Source organism: Oerskovia sp. NPDC060287, assembly GCF_042726775.1.
Lineage (GTDB): Bacteria > Actinomycetota > Actinomycetes > Actinomycetales > Cellulomonadaceae > Oerskovia > Oerskovia merdavium.
Genome location: NZ_JBHXBO010000039.1, coordinates 1 through 24,041, shown reverse-complemented (window position 1 = coordinate 24,041; position 24,041 = coordinate 1). Strand labels below are relative to the sequence as shown.

At 72.2% G+C, this 24,041-nt stretch carries 21 protein-coding genes; 11 read left to right on the top strand and 10 right to left on the bottom strand.

Annotated features, from left to right (window positions below):
• Positions 1-287: 287 nt before the first annotated feature.
• The 6 genes from ACFWFR_RS05640 to hemQ all read left to right on the top strand — a co-directional run bounded on the left by ACFWFR_RS05640 (position 288) and on the right by hemQ (position 8,336).
• Positions 288-1,991 carry a glycoside hydrolase family 13 protein gene (locus ACFWFR_RS05640; RefSeq protein ID WP_377621745.1) on the top strand — a complete coding sequence of 568 codons (1,704 nt, stop codon included), beginning with the start codon at positions 288-290 and terminating at the stop codon, positions 1,989-1,991.
• Between the two features lie 83 nt (positions 1,992-2,074).
• Positions 2,075-3,466 carry an ABC transporter substrate-binding protein gene (locus ACFWFR_RS05635; protein WP_377621743.1) on the top strand — a complete coding sequence of 464 codons (1,392 nt, stop codon included), beginning with the start codon at positions 2,075-2,077 and terminating at the stop codon, positions 3,464-3,466.
• 327 nt (positions 3,467-3,793) lie between these two features.
• The gene (locus ACFWFR_RS05630) at positions 3,794-4,750 is read left to right on the top strand and encodes a carbohydrate ABC transporter permease (RefSeq protein ID WP_377621741.1); all 957 of its coding nucleotides are present in this window, start codon (positions 3,794-3,796) and stop codon (positions 4,748-4,750) included.
• Between the two features lie 146 nt (positions 4,751-4,896).
• Positions 4,897-5,865, top strand: a complete 969-nt coding sequence (locus ACFWFR_RS05625; RefSeq protein ID WP_377621746.1) for a carbohydrate ABC transporter permease — start codon at positions 4,897-4,899, stop codon at positions 5,863-5,865.
• Positions 5,866-6,316: 451 nt separating this feature from the next.
• A complete protein-coding gene (locus tag ACFWFR_RS05620; RefSeq protein ID WP_377616734.1) occupies positions 6,317-7,513 on the top strand; it encodes a ferrochelatase in 1,197 nt (398 codons plus the stop codon).
• A gap of 88 nt (positions 7,514-7,601) precedes the next feature.
• A complete protein-coding gene (gene hemQ / locus ACFWFR_RS05615; protein ID WP_191800228.1) occupies positions 7,602-8,336 on the top strand; it encodes a hydrogen peroxide-dependent heme synthase in 735 nt (244 codons plus the stop codon).
• A gap of 42 nt (positions 8,337-8,378) precedes the next feature.
• On the opposite strand, the gene ACFWFR_RS05610 is transcribed toward hemQ, so the two are convergent.
• Entirely contained in the window at positions 8,379-8,642 is a 264-nt protein-coding gene (locus ACFWFR_RS05610) for a hypothetical protein (RefSeq protein ID WP_191800226.1), read from the bottom strand.
• Positions 8,643-8,771: 129 nt separating this feature from the next.
• Between ACFWFR_RS05610 and ACFWFR_RS05605 the strand changes: the two genes are divergently transcribed.
• A complete protein-coding gene (locus ACFWFR_RS05605) occupies positions 8,772-9,605 on the top strand; it encodes a tryptophan-rich sensory protein (RefSeq protein WP_377621739.1) in 834 nt (277 codons plus the stop codon).
• A 112-nt stretch (positions 9,606-9,717) separates the two neighbouring features.
• Here ACFWFR_RS05605 and ACFWFR_RS05600 read toward each other — a convergent pair whose 3' ends face one another.
• From ACFWFR_RS05600 to ACFWFR_RS05585, 4 genes are all read right to left on the bottom strand, one after another.
• Positions 9,718-10,914, bottom strand: coding sequence for a Glu/Leu/Phe/Val dehydrogenase (locus ACFWFR_RS05600; protein ID WP_318244325.1), 1,197 nt, complete (start codon positions 10,912-10,914; stop codon positions 9,718-9,720).
• Between the two features lie 222 nt (positions 10,915-11,136).
• Positions 11,137-11,907, bottom strand: coding sequence for an aldo/keto reductase (locus tag ACFWFR_RS05595; RefSeq protein WP_377621737.1), 771 nt, complete (start codon positions 11,905-11,907; stop codon positions 11,137-11,139).
• Between the two features lie 80 nt (positions 11,908-11,987).
• Entirely contained in the window at positions 11,988-12,527 is a 540-nt protein-coding gene (locus tag ACFWFR_RS05590; RefSeq protein WP_377621735.1) for a hypothetical protein, read from the bottom strand.
• A gap of 89 nt (positions 12,528-12,616) precedes the next feature.
• Positions 12,617-13,384 carry an AraC family transcriptional regulator gene (locus ACFWFR_RS05585; protein ID WP_377621733.1) on the bottom strand — a complete coding sequence of 256 codons (768 nt, stop codon included), beginning with the start codon at positions 13,382-13,384 and terminating at the stop codon, positions 12,617-12,619.
• 53 nt (positions 13,385-13,437) lie between these two features.
• Between ACFWFR_RS05585 and ACFWFR_RS05580 the strand changes: the two genes are divergently transcribed.
• Together ACFWFR_RS05580 and ACFWFR_RS05575 are read left to right on the top strand one after the other, a co-directional pair.
• Entirely contained in the window at positions 13,438-17,019 is a 3,582-nt protein-coding gene (locus tag ACFWFR_RS05580; protein ID WP_377621731.1) for a proline dehydrogenase family protein, read from the top strand.
• A 105-nt stretch (positions 17,020-17,124) separates the two neighbouring features.
• Entirely contained in the window at positions 17,125-17,418 is a 294-nt protein-coding gene (locus ACFWFR_RS05575) for a hypothetical protein (RefSeq protein ID WP_377621729.1), read from the top strand.
• Between the two features lie 38 nt (positions 17,419-17,456).
• Here ACFWFR_RS05575 and ACFWFR_RS05570 read toward each other — a convergent pair whose 3' ends face one another.
• The gene (locus ACFWFR_RS05570) at positions 17,457-18,245 is read right to left on the bottom strand and encodes an anaerobic ribonucleoside-triphosphate reductase activating protein (RefSeq protein WP_377621727.1); all 789 of its coding nucleotides are present in this window, start codon (positions 18,243-18,245) and stop codon (positions 17,457-17,459) included.
• Between the two features lie 262 nt (positions 18,246-18,507).
• Here ACFWFR_RS05570 and ACFWFR_RS05565 point away from each other — a divergent pair, with 262 nt between their 5' ends.
• Positions 18,508-18,726 carry a helix-turn-helix transcriptional regulator gene (locus ACFWFR_RS05565; protein WP_377621725.1) on the top strand — a complete coding sequence of 73 codons (219 nt, stop codon included), beginning with the start codon at positions 18,508-18,510 and terminating at the stop codon, positions 18,724-18,726.
• A gap of 12 nt (positions 18,727-18,738) precedes the next feature.
• Positions 18,739-19,113: an SdpI family protein gene (locus tag ACFWFR_RS05560; RefSeq protein ID WP_377621723.1), complete on the top strand. Its 375-nt coding sequence runs from the start codon at positions 18,739-18,741 to the stop codon at positions 19,111-19,113.
• A 177-nt stretch (positions 19,114-19,290) separates the two neighbouring features.
• On the opposite strand, the gene ACFWFR_RS05555 is transcribed toward ACFWFR_RS05560, so the two are convergent.
• From ACFWFR_RS05555 to ACFWFR_RS05540, 4 genes are read right to left on the bottom strand one after another with little or no spacing between them, the layout of a single operon-like run.
• Positions 19,291-20,307, bottom strand: coding sequence for a LacI family DNA-binding transcriptional regulator (locus tag ACFWFR_RS05555; protein ID WP_377621722.1), 1,017 nt, complete (start codon positions 20,305-20,307; stop codon positions 19,291-19,293).
• Between the two features lie 57 nt (positions 20,308-20,364).
• Positions 20,365-21,816 (bottom strand): GH1 family beta-glucosidase, encoded by a 1,452-nt coding sequence (locus ACFWFR_RS05550; protein ID WP_191800203.1) that lies wholly within the window; start codon positions 21,814-21,816, stop codon positions 20,365-20,367.
• On the bottom strand, positions 21,813-22,742 hold the full coding sequence (locus ACFWFR_RS05545; protein WP_354506744.1) for a carbohydrate ABC transporter permease: 930 nt from the start codon (positions 22,740-22,742) through the stop codon (positions 21,813-21,815). The genes ACFWFR_RS05550 and ACFWFR_RS05545 overlap by 4 nt, the downstream gene beginning before the upstream one ends.
• The gene (locus ACFWFR_RS05540) at positions 22,739-23,863 is read right to left on the bottom strand and encodes a carbohydrate ABC transporter permease (protein WP_377621719.1); all 1,125 of its coding nucleotides are present in this window, start codon (positions 23,861-23,863) and stop codon (positions 22,739-22,741) included. Before ACFWFR_RS05540 ends, ACFWFR_RS05545 begins: the two co-directional genes overlap by 4 nt.
• Positions 23,864-24,041 lie beyond the last annotated feature (178 nt).

Below are 24,041 nucleotides of genomic sequence, written 5' to 3'. Positions count from 1 at the left end.
GCGCTGCTCGCTGGGTGCGGATTTCTTGCGGGACACGCCCGGCGAGTCGCACAAGAACTCCGCACTCAGCAGCGCGCCGTTCAGGAGTCGCCCTACCCACCGTCTAAGGTCGCGTTTCGATAACGCTATTGTCGAGTTCTTGCGCGCAACCTGTCGACTGATTACGTTGATGCCCAAGACGACGGATCCACGGATCAGGAGTCCAGCGGCACGCCCATCCGGGACGCCGCGCTCGACGCAGAGCACCCGTTCATCGCTGAACGGGACGGACGGAAGACGAGGACACGGTGCGCGAGGACGACTCGACCCGAACGACGGCCGACCCCACCTGGTGGCGGGACGCAGTCATCTACCAGGTGTACGTGCGCAGCTTCGCGGACGGCGACGGCGACGGCACGGGAGACCTGGCCGGCGTGCGACAGCACCTGCCGTACCTGCGCGACCTGGGCGTCGACGCGATCTGGTTCACCCCCTGGTACCTGTCCCCGCTCGCCGACGGCGGCTACGACGTCGCGGACTACCGCGAGATCGACCCGCAGTTCGGCACCCTCACCGAGGCCGAACAGCTCATCGCCGAGGCCCGCGACCTGGGCATCCGCACGATCGTCGACGTCGTGCCCAACCACGTCTCGGCCGCGCACCGCTGGTTCCAGTCCGCGCTCGACGCGGGCCCCGGATCGCCCGAGCGCGAGCGCTTCTGGTTCCACCCCGGCAAGGGCCCGGGCGGCGACGAGATGCCCACGCACTGGGTCTCCGACTTCCAGGGCACCACCTGGACCCGCACCACGAACCCCGACGGCACGCCCGGCGAGTGGTACCTGCACCTGTTCACGCCCGAGCAGCCGGACCTCAACTGGAACCACCCCGACGTCCGGCGCGAGCACGAGGACATCCTGCGCTTCTGGTTCGACCGCGGTGCCGCCGGCATCCGCATCGACTCCGCCGCCCTGCTCGTCAAGGACGCGACGCTCCCCGAGGTCCCGGCCCACCCCGGCCCGGGCGAGCACCCCCACGTCGACCGCGACGAGATCCACGACATCTACCGCGGCTGGCGCGCCGTCGCCGAGTCCTACGACGAGCCGCGCGTCCTGGTCGGCGAGGTCTGGCTCGCCGACCGTGCCCGGTTCGCGCAGTACCTGCGCCCCGACGAGATGCACACCGCGTTCAACTTCGACTTCATGGCCCGTCCCTGGGACGCCAAGTCGTTGCGCGAGTCCGTCCAGACGACGCTCGACGCGCACGCCCCCGTCGGCGCCCCCGCCACGTGGGTCCTGTCCAACCACGACGTGACCCGCCCCGTGACGCGCTACGGCCGCGAGGACAGCGCGTTCGCCTTCCCCGCCAAGCGCTTCGGCACGCCGACAGACCTGGCCGCGGGGCGCCGTCGGGCCCGGGCCGCCGCCCTGCTCTCCGCCGCCCTGCCCGGCTCGCTGTACGTCTACCAGGGCGACGAGCTCGGCCTGCCCGAGGTCGAGGACCTCCCGCTCGACGTCATCAACGACCCCATGCACTTCCGGTCCGGGGGAGTGGACCCCGGCCGCGACGGCTGCCGCGTCCCCCTGCCGTGGACGCGCGGCGGGAGCAGCCACGGGTTCGGGCCCGACGGCGGCGCTCACCCCTGGCTGCCCCAGCCGGCCGGGTGGGGCGACCTGTCCGTCGAGGCACAGGCCGACGACGACGCGTCGATGCTCAGCCTCTACCGCCGCGTCCTCGCGCTCCGTCACGGCGACCCCGCGTTCCGCGGCGACTTCGCCTGGGCGGACGTCCTGCCCGGCGAGGCGACGAGCGACCAGGTGCTCGCGTTCACGCGCGACGACGTGCTGTGCCTCGTCAACCTCGGCCCCGCCGTCCCGCTGCCCGCAGGGTACGACGTGCTCCTGGCGAGCGCCGACCTCGAGCAGGGCGCCGCCGGCGCAGAACTGCCCACCGACACGGCCGCGTGGCTCCGGCGCACCCCGCCCGGCCACACGACCGGCACCACCCCGACCTGACCAGCCGACCCACCCGCACCCACCACCGCAACCGCGCTGGGCAGCACCGCCCAGCACACCCGCCCGCACAAGGAGCAGAGACAATGAAGTCCACACGCCGCGCGATCGCCCTCACCCTCGTGGGGGCCCTCACCGCCACCGCCCTCGCCGCCTGCTCGAGCTCCGGCTCGGGCGAGGGCGACGGAGAGTCCGCCGACGGGAAGACCACCCTCAAGGTCGTCTCCCTGCTGCCCGGCTCCGAGCCCGAGGCCATCGACGCCTTCAACGAGCAGGTCAAGCAGTTCGAGGACGCCAACCCCGACATCGACGTCGTGCCCGAGGAGTACGAGTGGAAGGCGACCACGTTCGCCGCCCAGCTCGCCGGCGGCACCCTGCCCGACGTGTTCGAGATCCCGTTCACCGACGCCAAGACCCTCGTCGAGAACAAGCAGATCGCCGACCTCGACACCCAGTTCCGCACCCTGCCGTACGCCGACAAGTTCAACCCCGCGATCATCGAGGCAGGGACCGGCCCCGACGGGCACGTCTACGCGATCCCCGCCAAGAACGTCTACGGCGTCGGCCTGCACTACAACCGGGCCCTGTTCGAGTCCGCAGGCCTCGACCCCGACTCCCCGCCCACCACCTGGGACCAGGTCCGCGAGTACGCCAAGAAGATCGCCGACGCCAACCCCGGCGTCGCCGGCTACGCCCAGATGACCCAGAACAACACGGGCGGCTGGCAGCTCACCGTCAACACCTACTCGCGCGGCGGACGCGTCCAGGAGGTCGGCGACGACGGCAAGGCCACCGAGTCGCTCGACAACGACGGCACCAAGGAAGCCCTCGAGTTCCTCCAGGCCCTGCGCTGGGAGGACAACTCCATGGGCAGCAACTTCCTGCTCGACTGGGGCACCATGAACGAGGCCTTCGCCGCAGGCCAGGTCGGCATGTACACGTCGGGCTCCGACGTCTACACCTCGATGGTCCAGTCCAACGGGCTCGACCCCGCGACCTACGGCCTCACCGCCCTCCCGCTCGACGGCGACGACGCCGGCGTCCTCACGGGCGGCACGCTCGCCGCGATGCCCGCCAAGGCCACCGACGACAAGAAGGCCGCCGCCGTCAAGTGGATCGACTTCTTCTACCTCAACAAGCTCGTCGACCAGGATGCCGCCGTCAAGGACGCCCAGACGCTCGTCGCGAGCGACCAGCCCGTCGGCACCCCCGTGCTCCCCATGTTCAGCAAGGAGCAGTACCTGGAGAACCAGGAATGGATCAAGGACTACATCAACGTCCCGCTGAACCAGATGACCGGGTACACCGACACCATGTTCGACCTGCCCCTCGTCGGTGAGCCGTCGCAGAAGACGCAGGAGATCTACGCGCTCATGGACCCCGTCGTCCAGGCCGTGCTGACCGACCAGAACGCCGACATCGACAAGCTGCTGGCGGACGCGAACAAGCAGGCACAGGCGCTGCTCGACCAGGGGTGACGCCGGCCCCGAGGTGAGGGCTACCGCGCGACCTTCCATCCGCGCTCGTGCCTCGCGCTCCCGCCAGACCCGACCACGGTCGCGCGGCAGTCCGCACCTCGGGCCCTGCCCCTGTCTCACCGGGGCTCACCCGGAGCTCTTGAGAGCGGGCGGCCCGGGCACGTCTCCCGCATCCCCTCCCGGCCCGCAACCCTGTCTCGCCCGGGGCTCACCCGGAGCTCGTGAGCGGGCGGACCGGGCCCCGGCCCTCATGCTCCCGGTCGGTCGTGGGCGCCCCTGCGACCGACCGGGAATCCTCCTCCTCTCCCTGAACCCGAAGGACCCCTCGTGACCGCGACCAGTGCACCACCGCGCAGACGCCACGAAGCGCCTGCCGACAAGCCCGCCCGACGACGGTCGCCCGCGACCTGGGTGCGCGGCGGCGGGCTCAGCAACCTGATCTTCCTGCTGCCCGTGATCGTGATCTTCGGGGTCTTCTCGTGGTTCCCCATCGTGCGCGCGCTCATCATGAGCGTGCAGGAGACCAACCTCGTCGACACCCAGTTCGTGGGGCTCGACAACTTCCGGTACGTCCTGGCAGACCCGTTGCTGTGGACCGCGGTCAAGAACACGGCCTACTTCGCGTTCCTCGCGCTGCTGTTCGGCTACCCGATCCCGCTCGTGGCCGCGGTGCTCATGAGCGAGGTGCGGCGGTACAAGGGGTTGTACTCGGCGCTGGCCTACCTGCCGGTCGTGGTCCCGCCCGTCGTCGCGGTGCTGCTGTGGAAGTTCTTCTACGACGGCAGCCCCAACGGCGTGTTCAACACGATCCTCGGCTGGGTGGGCCTGGGGCCGTACCCGTGGCTCCAGGACGCGTCGACCGCGATGCCGTCGCTCGTCCTCGCGGCCACGTGGGCCGGCGCGGGCGGCACGATCATCATCTACCTCGCGGCCCTCACGAGCGTCCCGCCAGAGCTCTACGACGCGGCCGAGGTCGACGGCGCGGGCCTGTGGCGCAAGGTGTGGCACGTGACCATGCCCCAACTGCGCGGCGTCCTGTTCATCACCCTGATCCTGCAGATCATCGGGACCGCGCAGGTGTTCCTCGAGCCGTACCTGTTCACGGGCGGCGGCCCCGCGAACTCGACCATCACGATCCTGCTGCTCATCTACAACTACGCGTTCGCGAACAGCCTGGGCGGCAACTACGGCGCGGCGACCGCCCTGTCGCTCATGCTCGCGCTCGCCCTCGCGGCCTTCTCCGCCCTGTACTTCCGTCTGACCCGGTCCTGGAGCACCTCATGACGACCTCGCGCACAGACCGTCCTGCCGCCTCGGGCGGCACGTCCCCCGCGGGGCGCGGGGCCACGCCCGGTGACCTGCCCGACGGCGCAGCACACCCCGGCACGTACCCTCCGGTCGAGGAGGTCTCGGCCCAGGCCGGCGGCTCGATGGCCGCGCTCGCCGAGAAGGCCCTGCTGACCCGACGCGAGGGCGACGCGGCGCGCGAACGCAAGAACCGCCGTCGGGCGCTGGACGCCGTGGCCGACCGCGGCGCGGTGTCGACCGCGGACTGGCGCCGCCCCTCGGTGCGCTTCGGGATGGGCGGCACGCACCTCCTGCTGCTCGTGCTGCTCGTCGTCGCGGGGCTCGGGCCCATGCTGCTGCTCGCCAAGTTCGCGATCACGCCCACCCAGGACATCCTGCGCACGCCCATGGCGATCTTCCCCAACGGGATCGCCTGGGACAACCTCGACAAGGCGTGGAACGAGGTCCAGATCAGCAAGTACTTCTTCAACACGATCTGGCTCGCGCTCGGCTCGTGGGCCGTGCAGATGGTCGTCGCCACGACCGCCGGCTACGCGCTGTCGGTCCTGCGCCCGCGCTACGGCAAGGCGATCCAGGCAGCGGTGCTGTCGACCATGTTCATCCCGGCCGTGGTGCTGCTCGTCCCGCTGTACCTGACGATCCTGAACCCGCCCCTGCTGGGCACCTCCCTCATCAACAGCTTCTGGGCCGTGTGGCTGCCGGCGGGCGCGAGCGCGTTCAACGTGCTCCTCGTGCAGCGCTTCTTCGACAACCTGCCGCGCGAGGTCTTCGAGGCCGCGCGGGTCGACGGCGCGGGGCCCTACCGGTTGTTCTGGTCGATCGTGCTACCCATGTCCAAGCCCATCCTGGGCGTGGTCTCGGTGTTCGCGATCATCGCGAGCTGGAAGGACTTCCTCTGGCCGCTCCTGGTCCTCAAGGACCCGCTGATCCAGCCGCTGTCGGTGCGCCTGCCCGCGATCGCGGCCACGACCGACAAGGGCGTGTTCCTCGCGGCGCTCGCGATCTCGACCATCATCCCCGTGCTGCTGTTCCTCGTGTTCCAGCGCACGTTCCTGCAGGGTGCGGGGCTCGGGGGAGCGGTCAAGGGGTAGCCGGAGGCACGGGTGCGCCGGTGCGCCGGGTGTGTCACCTGGTGCGCCGACCGCCGTGCGCTCGCCCGGTCGCACAGCCGAGCGGGCGCACGGTCGGTCGTTCGCGAGAAGCGGCGAGCGGGGGTCGGAGGATGCCTCCCGGCCCCGGCCCCGGCCCCGGCCCCCGGCCCCCGTCCGCCGTATCTCGCGGACTCTCCCGGACTCTCCCGGACTCTCCCGGGGCTCCCGCGTCGGTTCCGTGCATCGGTTCCGCGACAGTCTCGGCACGGTCTCAGGCGCGGTTCCCGCCCCGGGCGCAGGCCCGCCCGACGCTCGCGCGGCCGCTCCCGCATCGCGGGCCGCGGCCTCGCCGACCGCCCGCGGCTGTTCTGACGATCTGTCCCGTCAATGTCACGTCGGGGTCGTCCGACTCCGGCGAAGAACCTCCAGGAACGCCTGACATGATGGCGACATGCCCTCGTTCTCGCCCCAGACGACGGCCGCCGGACCCGGTGCACGGACCAGCACCGCTCCTGCCGCTGCCGCAGAAGTCCGCCCCTACGACGCCCTCCTCCTGTACTCGTTCGGAGGGCCCAACAAGCCCGAGGACGTCGTGCCGTTCCTGCGCAACGTCACGGTCGGCAAGGGGATCCCCGACTCGCGCCTCGAGGAGGTCGGCGAGCACTACTACGGGTTCGGCGGCAAGAGCCCCATCAACGAGCAGAACCTGGCACTCAAGGCCGCGCTCGAGGAAGAGCTCGCCTCGCGCGGGATCGACCTGCCCGTCGTGTGGGGCAACCGCAACTGGGAGCCGTACACGCGCGACGCCGTCGAGCAGCTCGCCGGTGCGGGCGCCCAGCGTGTCGTGGCCCTCGTGACCTCGGCCTTCTCGTCCTACTCCGGGTGCCGTCAGTACCGCGAGGACCTCGCGCTCACGCTCGACGCCCGCGGTGAGCTCGGCCCCGACGGCTCGACCGGCATCCAGTTCGACAAGGTGCGCTCGTACTTCAACCACCCCGGGTTCGCGCAGGCCAACATCGACGCCGTGCTCGAGGGCTACGAGGCGCTCGCGGCCAAGGGTGGCGACGTCGCCGAGGCGCGCCTCGTGTTCGTCACGCACTCCATCCCGCTGACCATGGAGGCCGCGTCGCGCATCTCGCACGCGACCTACTCGCGCCAGCACCTCGACCTCGCCCGCGTGGTCGCCGAGGAGGTCTCGGCACGTCTCGGCCACGAGGTCGAGTGGAACCTGACGTTCTGCTCGCGCTCGGGCCCGCCCGCGCAGCCGTGGCTCGAGCCGGACGTCAACGACCACCTCGAGTCGCTCGCGGCCGACGACGTCACGAACGTCGTGCTCTCGCCCATCGGCTTCGTGTCGGACCACATGGAGGTCGCGTACGACCTCGACACCGAGGCCATGGAGACCGCGTCGCGCCTCGGGATCACCGCGGTGCGGGCCGGGACCGTGGGGACCCGCGCCCCGTTCGTGGCCGGCCTGGTGGACCTGATCCTCGAGCGCGCGGCCATCGCGCGCGACGAGAAGTTCACCGAGGCGGTCGTCGGTGAGCTCGGCCCGTTCCGTTCGGTGTGCGCACCGGACTGCTGTCTGCGACGCGACGGCGAGCCCAGCGGCATCCCTGCGCTGTGCAGCACCGACCTGCACCGCTGACCCCGACCACACGGCGGCCCCCGGTCGCCACGACCCGCCCTCGGGACGCCGACGTCACCGGGGCTCCCGCACCGAGAGAGGCACGACGATGAACGACGCGCACCGCGTCCCCGTGGACCACGAGCAGATCAACGACGCGATCCGCTACACCATGTGGTCGGTCTTCGCGCTGGCCGAGTCGCTGCCGGCGGACCCCGCCGAGCGCACCGAGATGGTCGAGGCCGCGCTCGCCGCGGTGGGCGGCGGCGACGACCCGTCGGCCGTCGACGGCGACCTCGTGGTCCGCGGCTGGTACGACGTGGGCGGCCTGCGCTCCGACGCCGACCTCATGGTGTGGTGGCACGGCCCGAGCATCGAGTCGGTCCAGGGCGCCTACCAGCGCCTGCGCGCCAGCGACCTCGGCCGTCACCTCGAGCCCGTCTGGTCGAACGCCGCGCTGCACCGCCCGGCCGAGTTCAACCGGGGCCACGTCCCGGCGTTCCTGATGAACGAGGAGCCGGGGGCGTACCTGTGCGTGTACCCGTTCGTGCGCTCCTACGACTGGTACCTGCTGCCCGACGCCGAGCGCCGCACCATGCTGCGCGACCACGGCCTCGCGGCGCGCGACTACCCGGACGTGCGCGCCAACACGGTCGCGTCGTTCGCGCTCGGCGACTACGAGTGGCTCCTGGCCTTCGAGGCCGCAGAGCTGCACCGCATCGTCGACCTGATGCGCGAGCTGCGGGCCACCGAGGCGCGTCGCCACGTGCGTGAGGAGACGCCGTTCTTCACGGGGCCCCGGACCACGCTGATCGAGTGGGCGGGGCGGCAGCCGCTGTCCTGAGCCGTCCGCCCGTCCGCCGAGCGCGGGGCGGCTGTCGAGGATCTACGACGGCTGCTCCGCACTCGGCGCCTCTTCCCGGGCGTCGAGGACGCGGCCGAACGCCCCGAACAGATCGAGCGACATCGGCACGTGGCCGTGCTCCCACATCGGTGCGACGTACTGCTGCTCGACGAAGGTCCGGTCGGTCGTCGGCGCCGGATCCGCCGCCGGTCCTGCCGATCCCGTCGTCGGTCCTCCCGAGGCCTCGGCCCCGGGGGCAAGGAGGCGGACGAGGGCGCCGAGGGCCGCTCGCAGCATGCTGTTCATCTGGTTCTCCGACGGCGGGCCGCGACGCGGCGATCTGCTGGCGCCGGAGCGTAACCGGTCGGAGAACCCCGGCGCCAGCCGGGTGCGCCCCAGATGCTCAGCATGCTGAGCGTTGGCATGCTGGGAGGCATGAGCACCGACCGACACACCGCCACGCCCCAGCCGGTCGAGGTCACCACGACCTCCGACCGGGTCCGTCAGGTCACGGTCCTCGTCGGGGCCGTGGTCGCGATCGCGGGGGCCGCCTTCGGGTCCGGCGCGTTCGGGGGCCAGGCGATCCAGGACGCCGCCGGGGGAGCCCTCGCGGCCGACGCGACCGTGGTCGCCCCCGACGGCCCGGCGTTCTCGATCTGGTCCTTGATCTACCTCGGGCTCGCGGTCTTCGCGGTCTACCAGGCGCTCCCGCGCCACGCCGCCGACACCCGGCTGCGCGCCGTGTCCTGGTGGGTCCTGGCCTCGATGCTGCTCAACGCCGCGTGGATCGGCGTCGTCCAGACGGGGGTCCTGCCGCTCAGCGTCCTGGTGATCGGTGTCCTCGTCGCGGTGCTCGCCGTGATCCTCGTGCGGCTCGTCCGGAGCCCTCCCACGAACGCCCTGCAGGCTGTCGTCCTGGACGGCACCGTCGGCCTCTACCTGGGCTGGGCCAGCGTGGCCACGCTCGCGAACGTCGCTGCGACGCTCGCCGACGCAGGCGTGGACCTGGGCCTCGGTGCGACCGCCTGGGGCGTGCTCGTCGTCCTGGCCGGTGCGGTCCTGGCCGTCGCCTACGCGGTCTTCGCGGCGGGGCGGCCCGTGGTCGCGGTCGGGATCGGGCTGGCCATGGCCTGGGGGCTCGGCTGGATCGCCGTCGGTCGGGCGGACGGCCCGCTGGTCGACACCACGGTCGCGGTCGCGGCCGGCCTCGCCGCGGGCGTCGCGCTCCTGGCCCCCGTCGTGACCACGCTGCGCGCGCGTCGGGGCTGACGCGCCGCCGTCGGGCAGGGCGCGCACGTCCTGCCGCCAGCCTGCACCCCGACGCGCGAGGGGCGGCCCTCGCCGTGCGAGGACCGCCCCTGCCGGGCGTCGAGCCAGGACCCTACGGGTAGAGCCCTCGGATCTGGTGCGCCTCGGCGGTCCGCTGGATGCCGATGACGAGCGCCGCGTCGCGCAGGCTCATCTCTTCGCGACGGGCCAACGACGAGACCCCCTGGTAGGCCACGTGCATGCGGTGCTCGAGCTTCTCGCCGATCTCCTGCTCGGTCCACCAGTAGGCCTGGTTCGCCTGGACCCACTCGAAGTAGGACACGACGACGCCGCCCGCGTTCGCGAGGATGTCCGGCACCACGGTCACGCCGTTCTTGGCCAGGATCCTGTCGCCCGCGGCGGTCGTCGGTCCGTTCGCGCCCTCGACGACCCAGCGCGCCTTGACGGTGTGCGCGGTCACGTCGTCGAGCACGCCCTCGACCGCGGCCGGGATGAGCACGTCGACGGGCAGCGCGAGCAGCGCGTGGTTGTCGATCGGGTCGGCGTCCTCGAAGCCGACGACCGTCCCGGTCTCGGCGACGTGCCGGAACAGGGCGGCGACGTCGAGCCCGTCGGGGTCGTGGATGCCGCCGTACTGGTCGCTCACCGCGACGACCCGGGCGCCGTGGCCCGCGAGGATCGCGGCGGCGTGCGAGCCCACCTTGCCGAAGCCCTGGACCGCGACCGACGCGTCCGAGAGCTCGAGGCCCGCCTCCGCGAGGGCTGCCCGGGTCGTGTGGACGACGCCCTGCGACGTGGCCGTGGTGCGCCCGAGCGAACCGCCCACGGGGATGGGCTTGCCCGTCACGACGCCCGGGATCGTGTAGCCCCGGTTGACCGAGTAGGTGTCCATGACCCACGCCATGGTCTGCTCGTTGGTCCCCATGTCCGGTGCCATGATGTCCCGCTCGGGGCCGATCACGGGCATGATCTCGCTCGTGTAGCGCCGGGTCACGCGCTCGAGCTCGGCCTGCGAGTACTCGCGCGGGTCGATCGACACGCCGCCCTTGGCCCCGCCGTACGGCAGGTCGACGACGGCGCACTTCCAGGTCATCCACATCGCGAGCGCGCGCACCTCGTCGATGTCGACGCTCGGGTGGTAGCGCAGCCCGCCCTTGCCGGGGCCGCGCGAGACGTTGTGCTGGACGCGGTAGCCGCGGAACAGCACGATGTCCCCGCTGTCGCGTCGGAGCGGGACCGAGACGTTGACCTCGCGGCGCGGGGTCGCGAGCATCTCGTGCAGGCCCGGGTCGTAGCCGAGGATCTCCACCGCGTTCGCGAGCTGGCTGTGGGCCGTCGCGAGGGCCGAGGCCTTCTCAGGGGTGGATGCAGGCTGGGTGGCGCCGCTCGTGGGCGGCGTTGACGTCGTCGTCACTCTTCCTCCGGGTGATGAGGGATTCCTCGCGGTCCCGTGGTGAGGGACCGTGTCCGACCAACGTACCGCCAGGTCGGGGCCCGATTCACGTCGGCTCCCGGACCTGGCCGCGCGCCGTCACCCGAGCGCGTCGATGCTCGCGAGCTCGTCGGGGGTCAGGGAGAAGCCCGTGACGTCGAAGTTCGCCTCGATCCGGGCCGGGGTCACGGACTTGGGGATCACGACGAACCCGTGGTCGAGGTGCCAGCGCACGACGACCTGCGCGGTGCTCACGTCGTGCGCCCGGGCGACCGCCTGCAGGGCGGGCGAGTCGAGGTTCGTGCGCTTGAACGGGCTGTACCCCTCGACGACCACGCCGCGCTTGGCGTGCTGCTCGACCACCTGCGGGTCGTAGTCGTCGGGCCCCCAGGGGATCTGGTTGACCGCGGGGGTCTCGCCCGTCTGCTCGGACAGGATGTCGAGCTGGTCCACCGAGTAGTTGGACACCCCGACCGATCGCACGAGGCCCACGTTCCGCGCCGCGAGCAGCTCGGCCCACACCCAGGGCGAGGCGTCTCCGGACGGCGGCCAGTGGATGAGCCACAGGTCCAGGTAGTCCGTGCCGAGCAGGCGCAGCGACTGGGCGAGGGTCTCGTGCTCGCGCCCGACGTCGGCGGGACGCAGCTTGGTCGTGAGGAACACGTCCTCGCGCGGGACGCCCGACGCGGCAAGGGCCCGGCCGACCTGCTCCTCGTTGCCGTACATGGTCGCGGTGTCGATGTGCCGGTACCCGACGTCGAGCGCGTGGCGGACCGCGCGGTAGCAGTCGTCGCCCTCGGACTGCCAGGTGCCGAGGCCGAGCAGGGGGATGTCGCCGCCGGGAAGGGCGGCGGTGGGGATCGAGGTCATGGGTCCCAGTCTTGGCACGGCCGGAGCAGGTGCGCGACCGGGAGACCGGTCGTGACGAGCCGTGCGGTCGTGGAGACCACTCACCCGGCGTCCAGGACGACGGTCGCCTGCTGCGGGCCCGGGCAGTCACGATCGTCGGGGCTCTCAGCCTGCCAGTCCAGCTCGACGACGCGGTCGAGCGCGACGTCGCCCGTCGACGAGCGCACGACCGTCACGACGACCTCCGACGGTGGCGAGAACACGGAGCCGATCCAGACCGGTCCGGTGACTGTGGGCGTGGGCGTGGTCGGCGTGGGCCGGACCGGCGTGGCCGGCTCCCCGTCGGTCGGTGCGGTCAGGTCGACGGGCGGTGGTGCGTCGGCCTCCGGCACGAGCTGCACCGAGCCGGCACGGATCAGGCCGCAGCTCCCGGCTCCCGGCGGGCAGTCGACCGCGACGTCGAAGGCCTCCCGGTCGGGCCACGAGTCGGCGAGCCGCACCTCGAGCGTCGATGCCTGCATGATGGCCGGGCAGATCACCACGTCGTCGCCCACCCCGCACGCCGCCAGGAGGGGGAGCACCGCGGCGCCGAGCACGAGAGCGCCGGCCGCGCGTCGGGGGTGGCGGTCGTCGTGGCGCACGGGCACAGGCCTCCTCGTCGTCGGGGATCCCCTCGATCCTCGTCGCCCCGAGGCTAGGCGGCTCGGCGCGGCGCGTCACGCCGACCCGCTCACCTCAGCGCCCGCCGCCGGAACGACGACGGCGTCTCGCCCGTCAGGCGCGCGAAGGTCCGGGTGAACGCGGGCTGGTCGTAGAAGCCCGTGACGACCGCGATCTCGGCGATGGGGGAGTCGGAGCGCGCCAGCATCTCGGCCGCTCGGTCGACCCGGGCACGGAGCACGAGCTGTCGAGGGCTGAGGGAGAACACGCGGCGCACGCGCCGGTCGAGCACCGCGGGCGTGCATCCCGCGAGGGTCGCGAGATCGGCGACCGTGAGCGACTGGCCGAGGCGCTCCTCGATCCCGGCGACGAGCCGTGCCATCGAGTCCATCGAGGCGTCGTCGGCGTCGTCCTCGCGCAGGTCCTGCGAGACCGACACCAACCCGACGAGGCGACCTGCGCCGTCGTGCACCGAGAGCTTGGACGTGAGGAACCAGCCGGGCGTGCCGCCCAGGCGGCGGATGAGCTCGAGCTCGTTGCGCAGCGGGCGCCCCGTGCGCAGGACCTCGGCGTCCTGCTGGTCGTAGCGCTCGGCGAGCTGCGGGACGAACAGGTCCGTGGCGCGCCTGCCCACGACCGCGCGGCGCGAGCGTTCGTTGGTGCGGGCCACGAAGACCCGGTTGACCAGCACGTAGCGGCCCGTGACGTCCTTGGCGCAGAACATGGTCGACGAGAGCTCGTCCATGAGGTCGACCATCGCGGGGCTCAGGGCAGCCAGGAGCGCCTCGCCCTCGGGCCAGGTGCGGGGTGGGGTGGACTTGTCCGGAAGTGCTGCCATGACAGCCCGGATCGTACAAGACGAAGCGTCAGCATCGGAGGCACGCTAGGAGGATGAGCAACGAAGCATCGCCTGCCCCTGCGGGAGCAGCACGTGCGGGGGACCGGTCACGAGCCGGTACCCCGGCGTCCCCGGCCCCCCTCGGCAACCCTGCCGACGTCCTGACGAGCACCTCGACCGACACCCCGATCGACGCCCTCACCGACGACGCCGCGCGCCTGGCCCGCAGCTGGATCGCGGCGGCGGACGCGGCCTCCGAGGGGGCGAGCGAGCGCAGGACCGCCGAGCGCCTCGGTGCCCTGGTGTCCGACCCCGCGGGTCTCGAGCTCGCGGTGCGCTTCGTCGACAACGTGGCGCGCCCCCAGGACGTCCAGGTCGCCGCGCGCGAGCTGGGCCTGCTGGGTGAGCTCGCGGGCGGGGCCCAGGGGTTCCTCGGCCCCGTCGACACCGCGCTCCTGCGGCTCGGTGCGCGCATGGCACCCCTGCTGCCCAAGGTCGTCGTGCCCGCCGCGCGGATCCGCCTGCGCCAGCTCGTGGGCCACCTCGTGGCCGACGCCGGGCCGGGGCTCGGCAAGCACCTCGCGCGCACGCGTGCCGAGGGCTACGCGCTCAACGTCAACCTCCTCGGGGAGGCCGTGCTCGGCGAGGACGAGGCCCAGGCACGCCTCGCCCGCACCATCGCGCTCGTCGAGCGCCCCGACGTCGACTACGTGTCGGTCAAGGTGTCCTCGGTCGCGTCCCAGCTCGTCACGTGGGACCTCGAGGGCTCGCGCGACCGCGTCGTCGAGCGGCTCCTGCCGTTGTTCCGCGCAGCGCGCGACCACGGGGTGTTCCTCAACCTCGACATGGAGGAGTACCGCGACCTGGCCCTGACGACAGAGGTCTTCCAGACGATCCTCGGGCGCGAGGAGTTCCGCGGCCTGGAGGCCGGGATCGTGCTCCAGGCGTACCTGCCCGACGCGCTGGGAGCGCTCGACGGCCTCACCGTGTTCGCGACCGAGCGCGTCGCGGCGGGCGGAGCCCCCGTCAAGGTGCGCCTCGTCAAGGGCGCGAACCTCGCGATGGAGAAGGTCGAGGCCGAGCTCCACGGCTGGCAGCAGGCGCCCTACCCGACCAAGCCCGACGTCGACGCCAACTACGTGCGCCTCGTCGACCACGCGCTGCGCGCCCCGCGCACCGACGCCGTGCGGATCGGCGTCGCGAGCCACAACCTGTTCCACGTCGCGCTCGCGATCCTCGTCGCGCGCGCTCGCGGGGTCAGCCACGCGCTCGACATCGAGATGCTCCAGGGCATGGCGCCGGGCGAGGCGCGGGCCGTGCGGGACGAGGTCGCCCGGGACGGTGGCCGCGTCGTCCTCTACACCCCGGTCGTCGCGCGCGAGGACTTCGACGTCGCGATCTCCTACCTCGTGCGCCGCCTCGAGGAGAACGCGGCCGAGCAGAACTTCCTGCACGCCATGTTCGCGCCCTCGGACCACCCGTCGGACCACTCCTCGGACACCGCGATGGACCGCCAGGAGGCCGCGTACCGCGCCTCGGTCGAGCTCGGCACCTGGTACTCCGACGCGGACGTGACGCCGCGTCGTCAGGCGCGCGACGCCGTCGGGCCGCTCGGTGCGTCGACGCCCGGCGACGCCGTCGCGACCGGGTTCCGCAACGCCTCCGACACCGACCCGGCCGTCGCGGCGAACCGCGCCTGGGCCGCACGGGTCGTCGGGCCCGACTCCGGGTACGTGCCCGCGCAGTCGCCCGAGGTGACGAGCACGGACGAGGTGGACGACGTCGTCGCGCGCGCCCAGAAGGCCGCCGCGGCCTGGGCGCAGGTGGTCCCCGCGGACCGCGCCCGCGCGCTGCGGGCCGTGGCCGCGCGCCTCGAGGAGGCGCGCACCGCCCTCGTGACCGCGATGGTGCACGAGCCCGGCAAGACCGTCGCCGAGGCGGACCCCGAGGTCAGCGAGGCCGTCGACTTCGCGAGCTACTACGCGCGGTCGGCCGAGGCGCTCGACCAGGTGCCCGGCGCGACGTTCACGCCCGACGGCGTGACCCTCGTGACCCCGCCGTGGAACTTCCCCGTCGCGATCCCCGTGGGCGGGATCGTCGCGGCGCTCGCGGCCGGCTCGGCCGTGATCGCCAAGCCCGCCCCCGCGACGCCGCGCTGCCTCGAGGTCGCGGTCGACGCGATCCACGCGGGGCTCGCGGACGCCGTGGCGAGCGCGCCCGCGGGCAGCAGCCTGACGGCCGAGGCCGTGCGCGACGTCGTGCAGCTCTCACGCGTGCCCGACGGCGACCTGGGGCGCCATCTCGTGACGCACGAGGGCGTGGCCCGCGTGATCCTCACGGGGGCGATCGAGACGGCGCAGATGTTCGCGTCGTGGCGCCCCGACCTGGACGTGCTCGCCGAGACGTCGGGCAAGAACGCGATCGTCGTGACCCCGTCGGCCGACCTGGACCTCGCGGCGGCCGACGTCGTGCGCTCGGCGTTCGGTCATGCAGGGCAGAAGTGCTCGGCGGCCTCGCTCGTGATCCTCGTGGGCTCGGTCGGCGACCTGCGCACCGAGACCGGTCGCCGGTTCTCGGTGCAGCTCGTGGACGCGGTCCGCTCGCTCGCGGTGGGACCGGCGACCGACGTCTCGACGACCATGGGGCCGCTCACCGAGGTCGCCGAGGGCAAGCTGCTGCGCGCCCTGACGACGCTCGAACCGGGCGAGCAGTGGCTCGTCGCCCCGCGCAGGCTCGACGAGGACGGGCGTCTGTGGACCCCGGGCCTGCGCTCGGGCGTCGCGCCGGGCTCGTTCTTCCACCTCACCGAGGTGTTCGGCCCCGTGCTGGGCATCATGACGGCCACCACGCTCGACGAGGCGATCGAGCTGCAGAACGCGGTCTCGTTCGGCCTCACGGGCGGCATCCACAGCCTCGACGACGCCGAGGTCGACACCTGGCTCGACCGCGTCCAGGTCGGCAACGCCTACGTCAACCGGGTCATCACGGGGGCCATCGTGCAGCGCCAGTCGTTCGGCGGCTGGAAGCGCTCGGCCGTGGGCCCGGGCGCCAAGGCCGGTGGGCCCAACTACGTGGCCGAGCTGGGCACGTGGAGCGACGCGGTCGCCGCGGGCTCCGGGAGCGGGGCGCCCGACGGCGGCCCCGTCCCCGCGCGCGAGGCCTCGCCCGAGGCGTGGCTCGCGTGGGCGCAGGCCGACGACGCCCGCTGGTGGGCGCACGAGCTCGCGGTCGAGCACGACCCGTCAGGGCTGCACGTCGAGTCCAACGTGTTCCGGTACCGGCCGATCGACGTGCTCACGGTCCGGGTCGGCACGGGGGCTGCGCCGGTCGAGGTCGAGCGCGTGCTGTCCGCGGCACGTACGGCCGGGGTGCCGGTCGTGGTGAGCCGTGCTGACGGTGCGTCGCCCGTGAGCGACGCCGGCTTCGCGGAGGCCGTCGCGCGGGGCGAGGTCACGGGCCGCGTGCGTGTGGTGGGCTCGGCGCCGGGCCTGCGCGAGGCTGCGGCCGGCCACGTGGGCGACGTGACGGTGCTCGACCACCCGGTGCTCGCGAGCGGTCGGCGCGAGCTCCTCACGGTCCTGCGCGAGCAGGCGATCAGCCGGACGATGCACCGGTTCGGGCACGTGACGCGCTGAGCGGCCTGCCCGGGACCGCCGAGCCCGAGGTGCGTCCCGCGACCGCCGCTGGTCGCCGGAGAAACCTCGGGCTCGGCACGGGGAGGTGTCGGTAGGGTGCCCCGCATGGACCCTCTCGCACGCCGCGCCTCCAAGCGGTGGAACAGGACCGCACGCACGCGCGTCGACACCCACGGGTACCCGGCGCGTCATTTCGCGCTCGGCCTGCCGGACGGGGAGGGACGGGACGACGTCGCCGCCCTGTTCGAGCGCGTGGCGGCCGAGGTACGGGCGATGGGACTGAAGGCCGAGGACATCATCTCGATCACCTACGAGGAGATCATCGACGAGGACGGCCACTGGCCGAACTTCGTGGTGACGTTCTCCCCGCGCAAGCACCTCGGGCCGCGGGGGCGCTGAGCGGGCCCGTTCCGCTCGAGGACGAGCACGGACGCGGGCTACGTGCGGCGTTCGAGCTGCGGCAGGTCGTCGTCGTGGAGCACGTCGGACAGCCGCATGCCGGCCAGCGCCGCGGCGTACGCGGCGTCGGTCCCGAGCGGGTGCGCCTCCTGGAGCACGTGCCCGCGCACGCCCAGGGCGGCGAGCCGCCCGCAGAGCTCGAGGACGTCCCCGCGCGAGTGGACGGTCGGGTCGACGGTCGTGCGGACCTCGTGGTCGACGCCCGAGCGCTGGAGCACCGCGAGCGACCTGTACGCGGCATCGCCCGAGGGGCGGGCGCCCGTGATGAGCTCGTAGTCCTCGGGCAGGTGCTTGATGTCGAGGCCCACCCAGTCGACGAGCGGCAGGACGTGCTCGAGCCGCACGGGCCAGGGGCCTGCGGTGTGCAGCCCGACGGCGAGCCCCAGCTCCCGCACGTCGGCGATCGCTGCGGGGAGCGCGGCCTGGAGCGTGGGCTCGCCGCCCGAGAACACGACCCCGTCGAGACGGTCACGCTGCCGCTCGAGGAACGTGACGACGTCGGGCCATGCGATGGGTCCCTCGGTGTCCGCGGGGGTGGTCGGGGCGAGGTCCCTCGAGTGGCAGTAGGTGCAGCGCCACGGGCAGCCCTGTAGGAACACGGTCGCGACGAGGCGACCCGGCCAGTCGACGGTCGAGAGCGAGGTCATGCCCGCGACCGCGAGCGGCGCGAGCGTGCGGCTCGGGCGCGAGCCGCTCCCACGTCCTGCGGTCGGTGGCGCGGTCGGTCGGCCGGCTGGACCCGGGGGAGAGCTCGCGAGGGAGGTCATGACAGGTCCTTCCGTCCGTGGATGGGCGTCGTGGAGCCCTCCCGGGCATGCTCGGGTCGGCGTCGACGCGACGTTCCTCGACGGTACGCGGGTGTGAGCCGCGACTCGCCGAGAGGTCTTGTGAGAACTTTCACAAGACAGATGCGTCGGAGCCCCGTGCGACGCTCGCCCTTGTCCTCATGTCAAGCGTTCTTTACTCTGGGGGCATGCTGCACCGAGCCCGCCGGACCACGGCACCGACCGCAGCGCTGGTCGCGGCCTGATGGAGAACCACGTGCGCGCCCGCCGTGCGGCTCTCGGGCTGACGCAGGCCGAGCTCGCCGCGCGGCTCGGGGTCTCGCGCCAGACCGTCATCTCGATCGAGCGTGGCCGGTTCGACCCCAGCCTCCCGCTCGCGTTCCGCCTGTCCGCTCTCCTCGGCGCGCCGATCGAGGAGCTGTTCGTCCCCTCGCACCACGACGTCCGCGTCGACCCCCTCTAGGAAGAGGCCCTCGTGCTCGCAGTCTGGATCCTCGTCGCGGTCGCTCTGCTCGTCGTGTGGCTCACCTGGCTCGGGGCCACCGACCGCATGACGCGCAACGGTCTGATCGGGATCAGGACGCCCGCGACGCAGCGCAGCGACGCGGGGTGGATCGCGGGGCACCGGGCGGCGCTCCGGGTCGTGGTCCCGGGCGGGGTGGTCGTCGCCGCGGTCGCGGTCGTGGTGACGGTCCTCGAGCCCGACGGCGCCACGGACGCCGCGTTCTTCGCCGTCGCGGGTGCGTTGCTCGTCGAGGTGGTCGTCGCTGCCGTGGTCGCCGAGGTCGCGGCCCGTGGCGTGGGCGCGGACCTGGGGGACGAGCGCGCCGACCAGTGGGACGTCGACTGATGCTGCGGTCCAAGGGGTCGGTGATGCTCGCCGACCCCTGCTGACGAGTGGCACCCGACCGCTCACGTCACCGCGGAGGTCGGGGCGCGCTGAGGCCGAGATGCGGCCGACGGGGGTCGAATCGCTGACGAGACCCCCGTTGGCCGCATCTCGCGCACCGTCGGCGGGATCCCACCGTCAGTCCGACGCCCCGCGGATGAGCTCGGGGGAGAAGATGCGGGCCGACTCCTTCACGGGCTGGCCCGCGATGAGGTCGAGCAGCATGCCGGTCGCGGCCTTGACCATCTCCACCACGGGGTTCTGGACCGTGGTCAGCGCGGGGCTCGTGGTCGCGGCGACGCCGAGGTTGTCGAACCCGACCACCGCGACGTCGCCCGGCACGGACCTGCCCTGGGCGCGCAGGACGCGCAGCGCGCCCTCGGCCATGAGGTCCGACGCGGCGAAGACCGCGTCGATGTCCGGGTGGCGCTCGAGGAGCTCCTCCATGGCCGCCGCCCCGCCTGCCGCGGCGAAGTCCCCGTAGGCGATCGCGTCGTCGGGCAGGCCCGCAGAGCCCAGGGCTGCACGCCATCCGGTGAGACGGTCCACCGCGGCGGTCATGTCCTGCGGTCCGGCGATCGTCGCGATGCGGCGGTAGCCGCCGTCGACCAGGCGCCGGGTCGCGATGCGCCCGCCCTCGACGTTGTCGACGTCGACGTAGACCAGGTCGTCCATCGCGGTGAAGGGACGCCCGACGAACACCGCGGGCAGCGGCGAGGCGAGCACGGCGCCCTCGAGGTCGTCCTCGCGGTGGTGCGAGGTGATGATCGCGCCGTCGACGTGCCCGCTGCGCAGGTAGCGCACGATCCGGCCGGCGTGCTCGTCGGGCCGCGCGATGAGCAGCACGAGCTGAAGGTCCGTGGGGGCGAGAGCCGCGCTGACGCCACGGAGCGTCCCCGAGAGGAACGGGTCCGTGAGGATGCGCTCGTCCGGCTCGGGCACGACGAGCGCGATCGAGTCGGTCCGTCGCGTCACGAGCGAGCGGGCCGCGCGGTTCGGGGTGTACCCGAGCTGGAGGACCGCGGCGTCGACGGCGGCCTGCGCCTCGGGAGAGACGCGCAGGCCGCCGTTGATCGCACGGGACGCCGTCGAGCGGGACACGCCGGCCGTCTGGGCGACCTCGTCCAGGGTCGGCGCGGAACTCAAGGTGCTCATGGTCTCAGTATCCTGCCAGGCCACGATGAGAGAACTGCCACGATCGGCGTCGACGCGCTAGGAGCGCGCGGGGACGGCGTTGTCGGCCGCCACCTGGGCGAACCACCGACCGCTGGCCTTGACGGTGCGCTCCTGGGTCTCGTAGTCGACCCGGACGACCCCGAACCGCTTCGAGTAGCCCCACGACCACTCGAAGTTGTCCAGGAGCGACCATGCGAAGTAGCCGCGCACGTCGGCGCCGTCGACGATCGCGTCCTTGACGGCCCGCAGGTGGGCGTCGAAGAACTCGAGGCGGTTCTGGTCGTCGACCGACCCGTCGGCCTCCACGACGTCGTCGTAGGCGCAGCCGTTCTCGGTGATGTAGAGCGGCACGCCTGCGGGACCCGTGTAGTCCGCCTGCAGGCGGTTCAGCAGGCGGGTCAGGCCCTCGGGCTGGATCTCCCAGTTCTGGTCCGTGACGGGCAGCCCGCGCGGGTGGTTGAACACGCTGTCGGCCGCCGGGTAGGGGCTCGACGTCTTGCGCTCGACCGGGGCGTCGCCCACGAGCTCGGTGCTCGCGGGACGCGAGGAGACGAGCTCACCGTGGTAGTAGTTCACCCCGAGCGCGTCGATGGGCGACGAGATGATCGCCAGGTCGCCGTCCTGGATGTGGTCCGCGAAGCCGTACTGCTCGACGTCCGCGAGGACGTCGGCCGGGTACTCGCCCTTGATGACGGGGTCCAGGAAGATGCGGTTGAACTGACCGTCGATGCGGCGGGCCGCGTCGACGTCGCCCGCGTCGTCGGGGTCGACCGGGTCGGCGACCGTGAAGTTGAGCGTGATCCCGAGGTTCGCCTCGGGGGCCCGCTCACGCAGCGCCTGGACCGCGAGGCCGTGGCCGAGCAGCAGGTGGTGCGCTGCGGCGAGGCCGTCGGGTCGGCTCTGGCGCCCGGGCGCGTGGATGCCGCCCGTGTACCCGAGGAATGCCGAGCACCAGGGCTCGTTGAGGGTCGTCCAGACCCCGACCCGGTCGCCGAGGGCCTCGTGCATCGTCACGGCGTAGTCGGCGAACCGGTAGGCCGTGTCGCGGTTGGTCCACCCGCCCTGGTCCTCGATCGCCTGCGGGAGGTCCCAGTGGTACAGCGTGATCCACGGCAGGAGGTCCTTGGTGAGGAGCTCGTCGACGAGGCGCGAGTAGAAGTCGAGCCCCTTCTGGTTGACCGCTCCGCCGCCGGGCTGCACGCGCGCCCACGAGGACGAGAACCGGTACGTGTCCAGGTTCAGGTCGGCCAGGAGCGCGACGTCCTCGCGGTAGCGGTGGTAGTGGTCGCACGCGACCTCGCCGTCGTCGCTGCCCAGGACGGCGCCCGGGATCCGGCAGAACGTGTCCCAGACGGAGTCCTCGCGGCCGTCGGTGTGCGCGGCCCCCTCGATCTGGAACGCGGCGGTGGCGGCGCCCCAGAGGAATCCCTCGGGGAACTCGACGCGCCCCGTGGTGCCCAGGGTGCGGGGTGTGATGATCTCGGTCATCCCTTGACAGCTCCTTGCATGATGCCGGCGACCAGCTGGCGACCGGTGAAGATGAACAGCACGATCAGCGGCAGGGTCACGAGGAACACCCCTGCCATGACGAGCGAGTAGTCCACGAAGTAGTTCGCCTGGAGAGAGCGCACCACGAGCGGCAACGTCGGGTTCTCCTGGTTCAACACGATGGACGGCCAGAAGAAGTTCGTCCACTGCTGGACGAACGTGAACAGCCCGAGCATCGCGGCGGCGGGTCGTGCCGCGGGCAGCGCGATCGACCAGAAGGTCCGGAACATCGACGCTCCGTCGACGCGAGCGGCCTCGATGAGCTCGTACGGCAGCGACTCGGACAGGTACTGGGTCATCCAGAACACGCCGAACGCCGTGACGAGCGCGGGCACGATCACGGCCTGCAGCTTGCCGATCCAGCCCAGGTCCGACATGAGGATGAACATGGGGATCACGCCGAGCTGGGTCGGCACGGCCATGGTCGCGATGACGAAGACGAGCAGGGGACCCCGGCCGCGGAAGCGGAGCTTGGCGAACGAGTAGCCCGCGAGCGTCGAGAACAGCACCACGGACAGCGAGGTGATGACCGCGATGATGACCGAGTTCGTGAACGCCTTCCAGAAGTTGATCGCGCTCGAGCCGACCACCTCGGCGAACTGGGTGAACAGACTCATGTCCGGCAGGAGCTGCGGCAGCGCGCTCTTGGAGATCTCCTCGGGCGTCGAGGAGCCCAGGATGAGCGTGAAGTACAGCGGGAAGACGGAGACCAGCAGCACGAGGCCGAGGACCGTGTAGGTGACCCAGCCCGGGCGGCGGGTGTAGCCGCCCGTGCCCTTGCGGACGGGGCGACGGTTGGGGCGGCGGGCCGCGGCACGAGCGGCGCCGGCGCCGGCGGTCTGCGCGACGACGGGGATCGAGCTCATCGCTTGTTCCGTTCGTTCGGAGCGCCCGTGGGCGCGCTGCTGCTGCGGGCGGGGGCACCGCTGGGTCGGCCGGAGGTGTTCTGCGCGCGGACGGCCGCGGCGGCGGCCTTGCGTCGGGCGCGCTGGACCCCGCGGGGGACCTTCTTGCTGGGGCCCGACGTCGAGATGCTCCGTGTGATCGCGAAGTTCACCAGGCCGATGAGCAGGATGACGATGAACAGGATCCAGGCGATCGCGGCCGCACGGCCGAAGTTCTTCTGGTTGCCCCACGCGACGTCGTAGAGGTAGAGCACCGTCGTCATCCACTGCCGGTCGGCGCCGCCGAGGCCCTGGGCGTCGAACGCACGGACCTCGTCGAAGATCTGCAGGCCGCCGATGGTCGAGGTGATGATGACGAAGATGATCGTGGCGCGGATCTGCGGGACGGTCACGGAGAAGAACTGACGGAACCGGCCGGCGCCGTCGATGATCGCGGCCTCGTAGAGCTCGCGCGGGACGGCCTGCATCGCGGCGAGGAAGATCAGCGCGTTGTAGCCGGTCCAGCGGAAGTTGACCATCGAGGCGATCGCGACGTGGCTCGCGAGGGTGTCGGCGTGCCAGCGGATGGGGTCGATCCCGAACGTGCCGAGCAGACCGTTGATGAGGCCGTACTGGTCGGCGAAGAGGCGCCCGAAGATGAGGCTGACCGCGATGGGGGCCACGACGTAGGGCAGCAGGACCCCCATGCGCCAGAACGTGGCGGCGCGCAGGTTCTGGTCGAGCAGGGCGGCGATGATGATCGCGCAGATCACCTGCGGGACCGAGGACAGCAGGAAGATCGAGAAGGTGTTGCGCAGCGACTTCCAGAAGGTGGGCTGCGCGAGCACGTCGGTGAAGTTCTGCAGGCCGACGAAGTCTCCCTGTCCGCCCAGCAGGTTCCACTCGTGGACCGACACGAACGCCGTGTAGATCAGCGGGAACAGCCCGGTGATGGCGAAGAGGATGAAGAACGGGGAGATGTAGAGGTAGGGGGAGAGCTTGACGTCCCAGCGGCCGAGCCGTTGGGAGAAGCCGACGCGGCGCGAGGGGCGCGGCGGTTCGCCGAGGCCCTGGGTGGGCTGGGTGGGAGAGAGGACGGTCATCTGACTTTCCTGTGCTGGGTCGAGCTGGGACGCGGTGCCCGACGGCGGGCTGGGGCGTGGGAGCGCGGGGGGGACCACCCGCGGAGGGCCCCCCCCCCCCCGGGCAACCGAAGGCGCGGGGGGGGTTGGGCGGGGAAGGCCTTTTCCCACACCCCCGGGGGGGAAGCGGGGTAAAGAA

What these genes read in the sequence shown, in the direction of transcription:
- ACFWFR_RS05550 (WP_191800203.1), bottom strand. Translation starts at nt 21,816, where the DNA reads ATGACCGAGATCATCACACCCCGCACCCTGGGCACCACGGGGCGCGTC.
- hemQ (WP_191800228.1), top strand. Translation starts at nt 7,602, where the DNA reads ATGAACGACGCGCACCGCGTCCCCGTGGACCACGAGCAGATCAACGAC.
- ACFWFR_RS05565 (WP_377621725.1), top strand. Translation starts at nt 18,508, where the DNA reads ATGGAGAACCACGTGCGCGCCCGCCGTGCGGCTCTCGGGCTGACGCAG.
- ACFWFR_RS05595 (WP_377621737.1), bottom strand. Translation starts at nt 11,907, where the DNA reads ATGACCTCGATCCCCACCGCCGCCCTTCCCGGCGGCGACATCCCCCTG.
- ACFWFR_RS05545 (WP_354506744.1), bottom strand. Translation starts at nt 22,742, where the DNA reads ATGAGCTCGATCCCCGTCGTCGCGCAGACCGCCGGCGCCGGCGCCGCT.
- ACFWFR_RS05625 (WP_377621746.1), top strand. Translation starts at nt 4,897, where the DNA reads ATGGCCGCGCTCGCCGAGAAGGCCCTGCTGACCCGACGCGAGGGCGAC.
- ACFWFR_RS05620 (WP_377616734.1), top strand. Translation starts at nt 6,317, where the DNA reads ATGCCCTCGTTCTCGCCCCAGACGACGGCCGCCGGACCCGGTGCACGG.
- ACFWFR_RS05570 (WP_377621727.1), bottom strand. Translation starts at nt 18,245, where the DNA reads ATGACCTCCCTCGCGAGCTCTCCCCCGGGTCCAGCCGGCCGACCGACC.
- ACFWFR_RS05635 (WP_377621743.1), top strand. Translation starts at nt 2,075, where the DNA reads ATGAAGTCCACACGCCGCGCGATCGCCCTCACCCTCGTGGGGGCCCTC.
- ACFWFR_RS05540 (WP_377621719.1), bottom strand. Translation starts at nt 23,863, where the DNA reads ATGACCGTCCTCTCTCCCACCCAGCCCACCCAGGGCCTCGGCGAACCG.
- ACFWFR_RS05555 (WP_377621722.1), bottom strand. Translation starts at nt 20,307, where the DNA reads ATGAGCACCTTGAGTTCCGCGCCGACCCTGGACGAGGTCGCCCAGACG.
- ACFWFR_RS05580 (WP_377621731.1), top strand. Translation starts at nt 13,438, where the DNA reads ATGAGCAACGAAGCATCGCCTGCCCCTGCGGGAGCAGCACGTGCGGGG.
- ACFWFR_RS05605 (WP_377621739.1), top strand. Translation starts at nt 8,772, where the DNA reads ATGAGCACCGACCGACACACCGCCACGCCCCAGCCGGTCGAGGTCACC.
- ACFWFR_RS05575 (WP_377621729.1), top strand. Translation starts at nt 17,125, where the DNA reads ATGGACCCTCTCGCACGCCGCGCCTCCAAGCGGTGGAACAGGACCGCA.
- ACFWFR_RS05585 (WP_377621733.1), bottom strand. Translation starts at nt 13,384, where the DNA reads ATGGCAGCACTTCCGGACAAGTCCACCCCACCCCGCACCTGGCCCGAG.
- ACFWFR_RS05610 (WP_191800226.1), bottom strand. Translation starts at nt 8,642, where the DNA reads ATGAACAGCATGCTGCGAGCGGCCCTCGGCGCCCTCGTCCGCCTCCTT.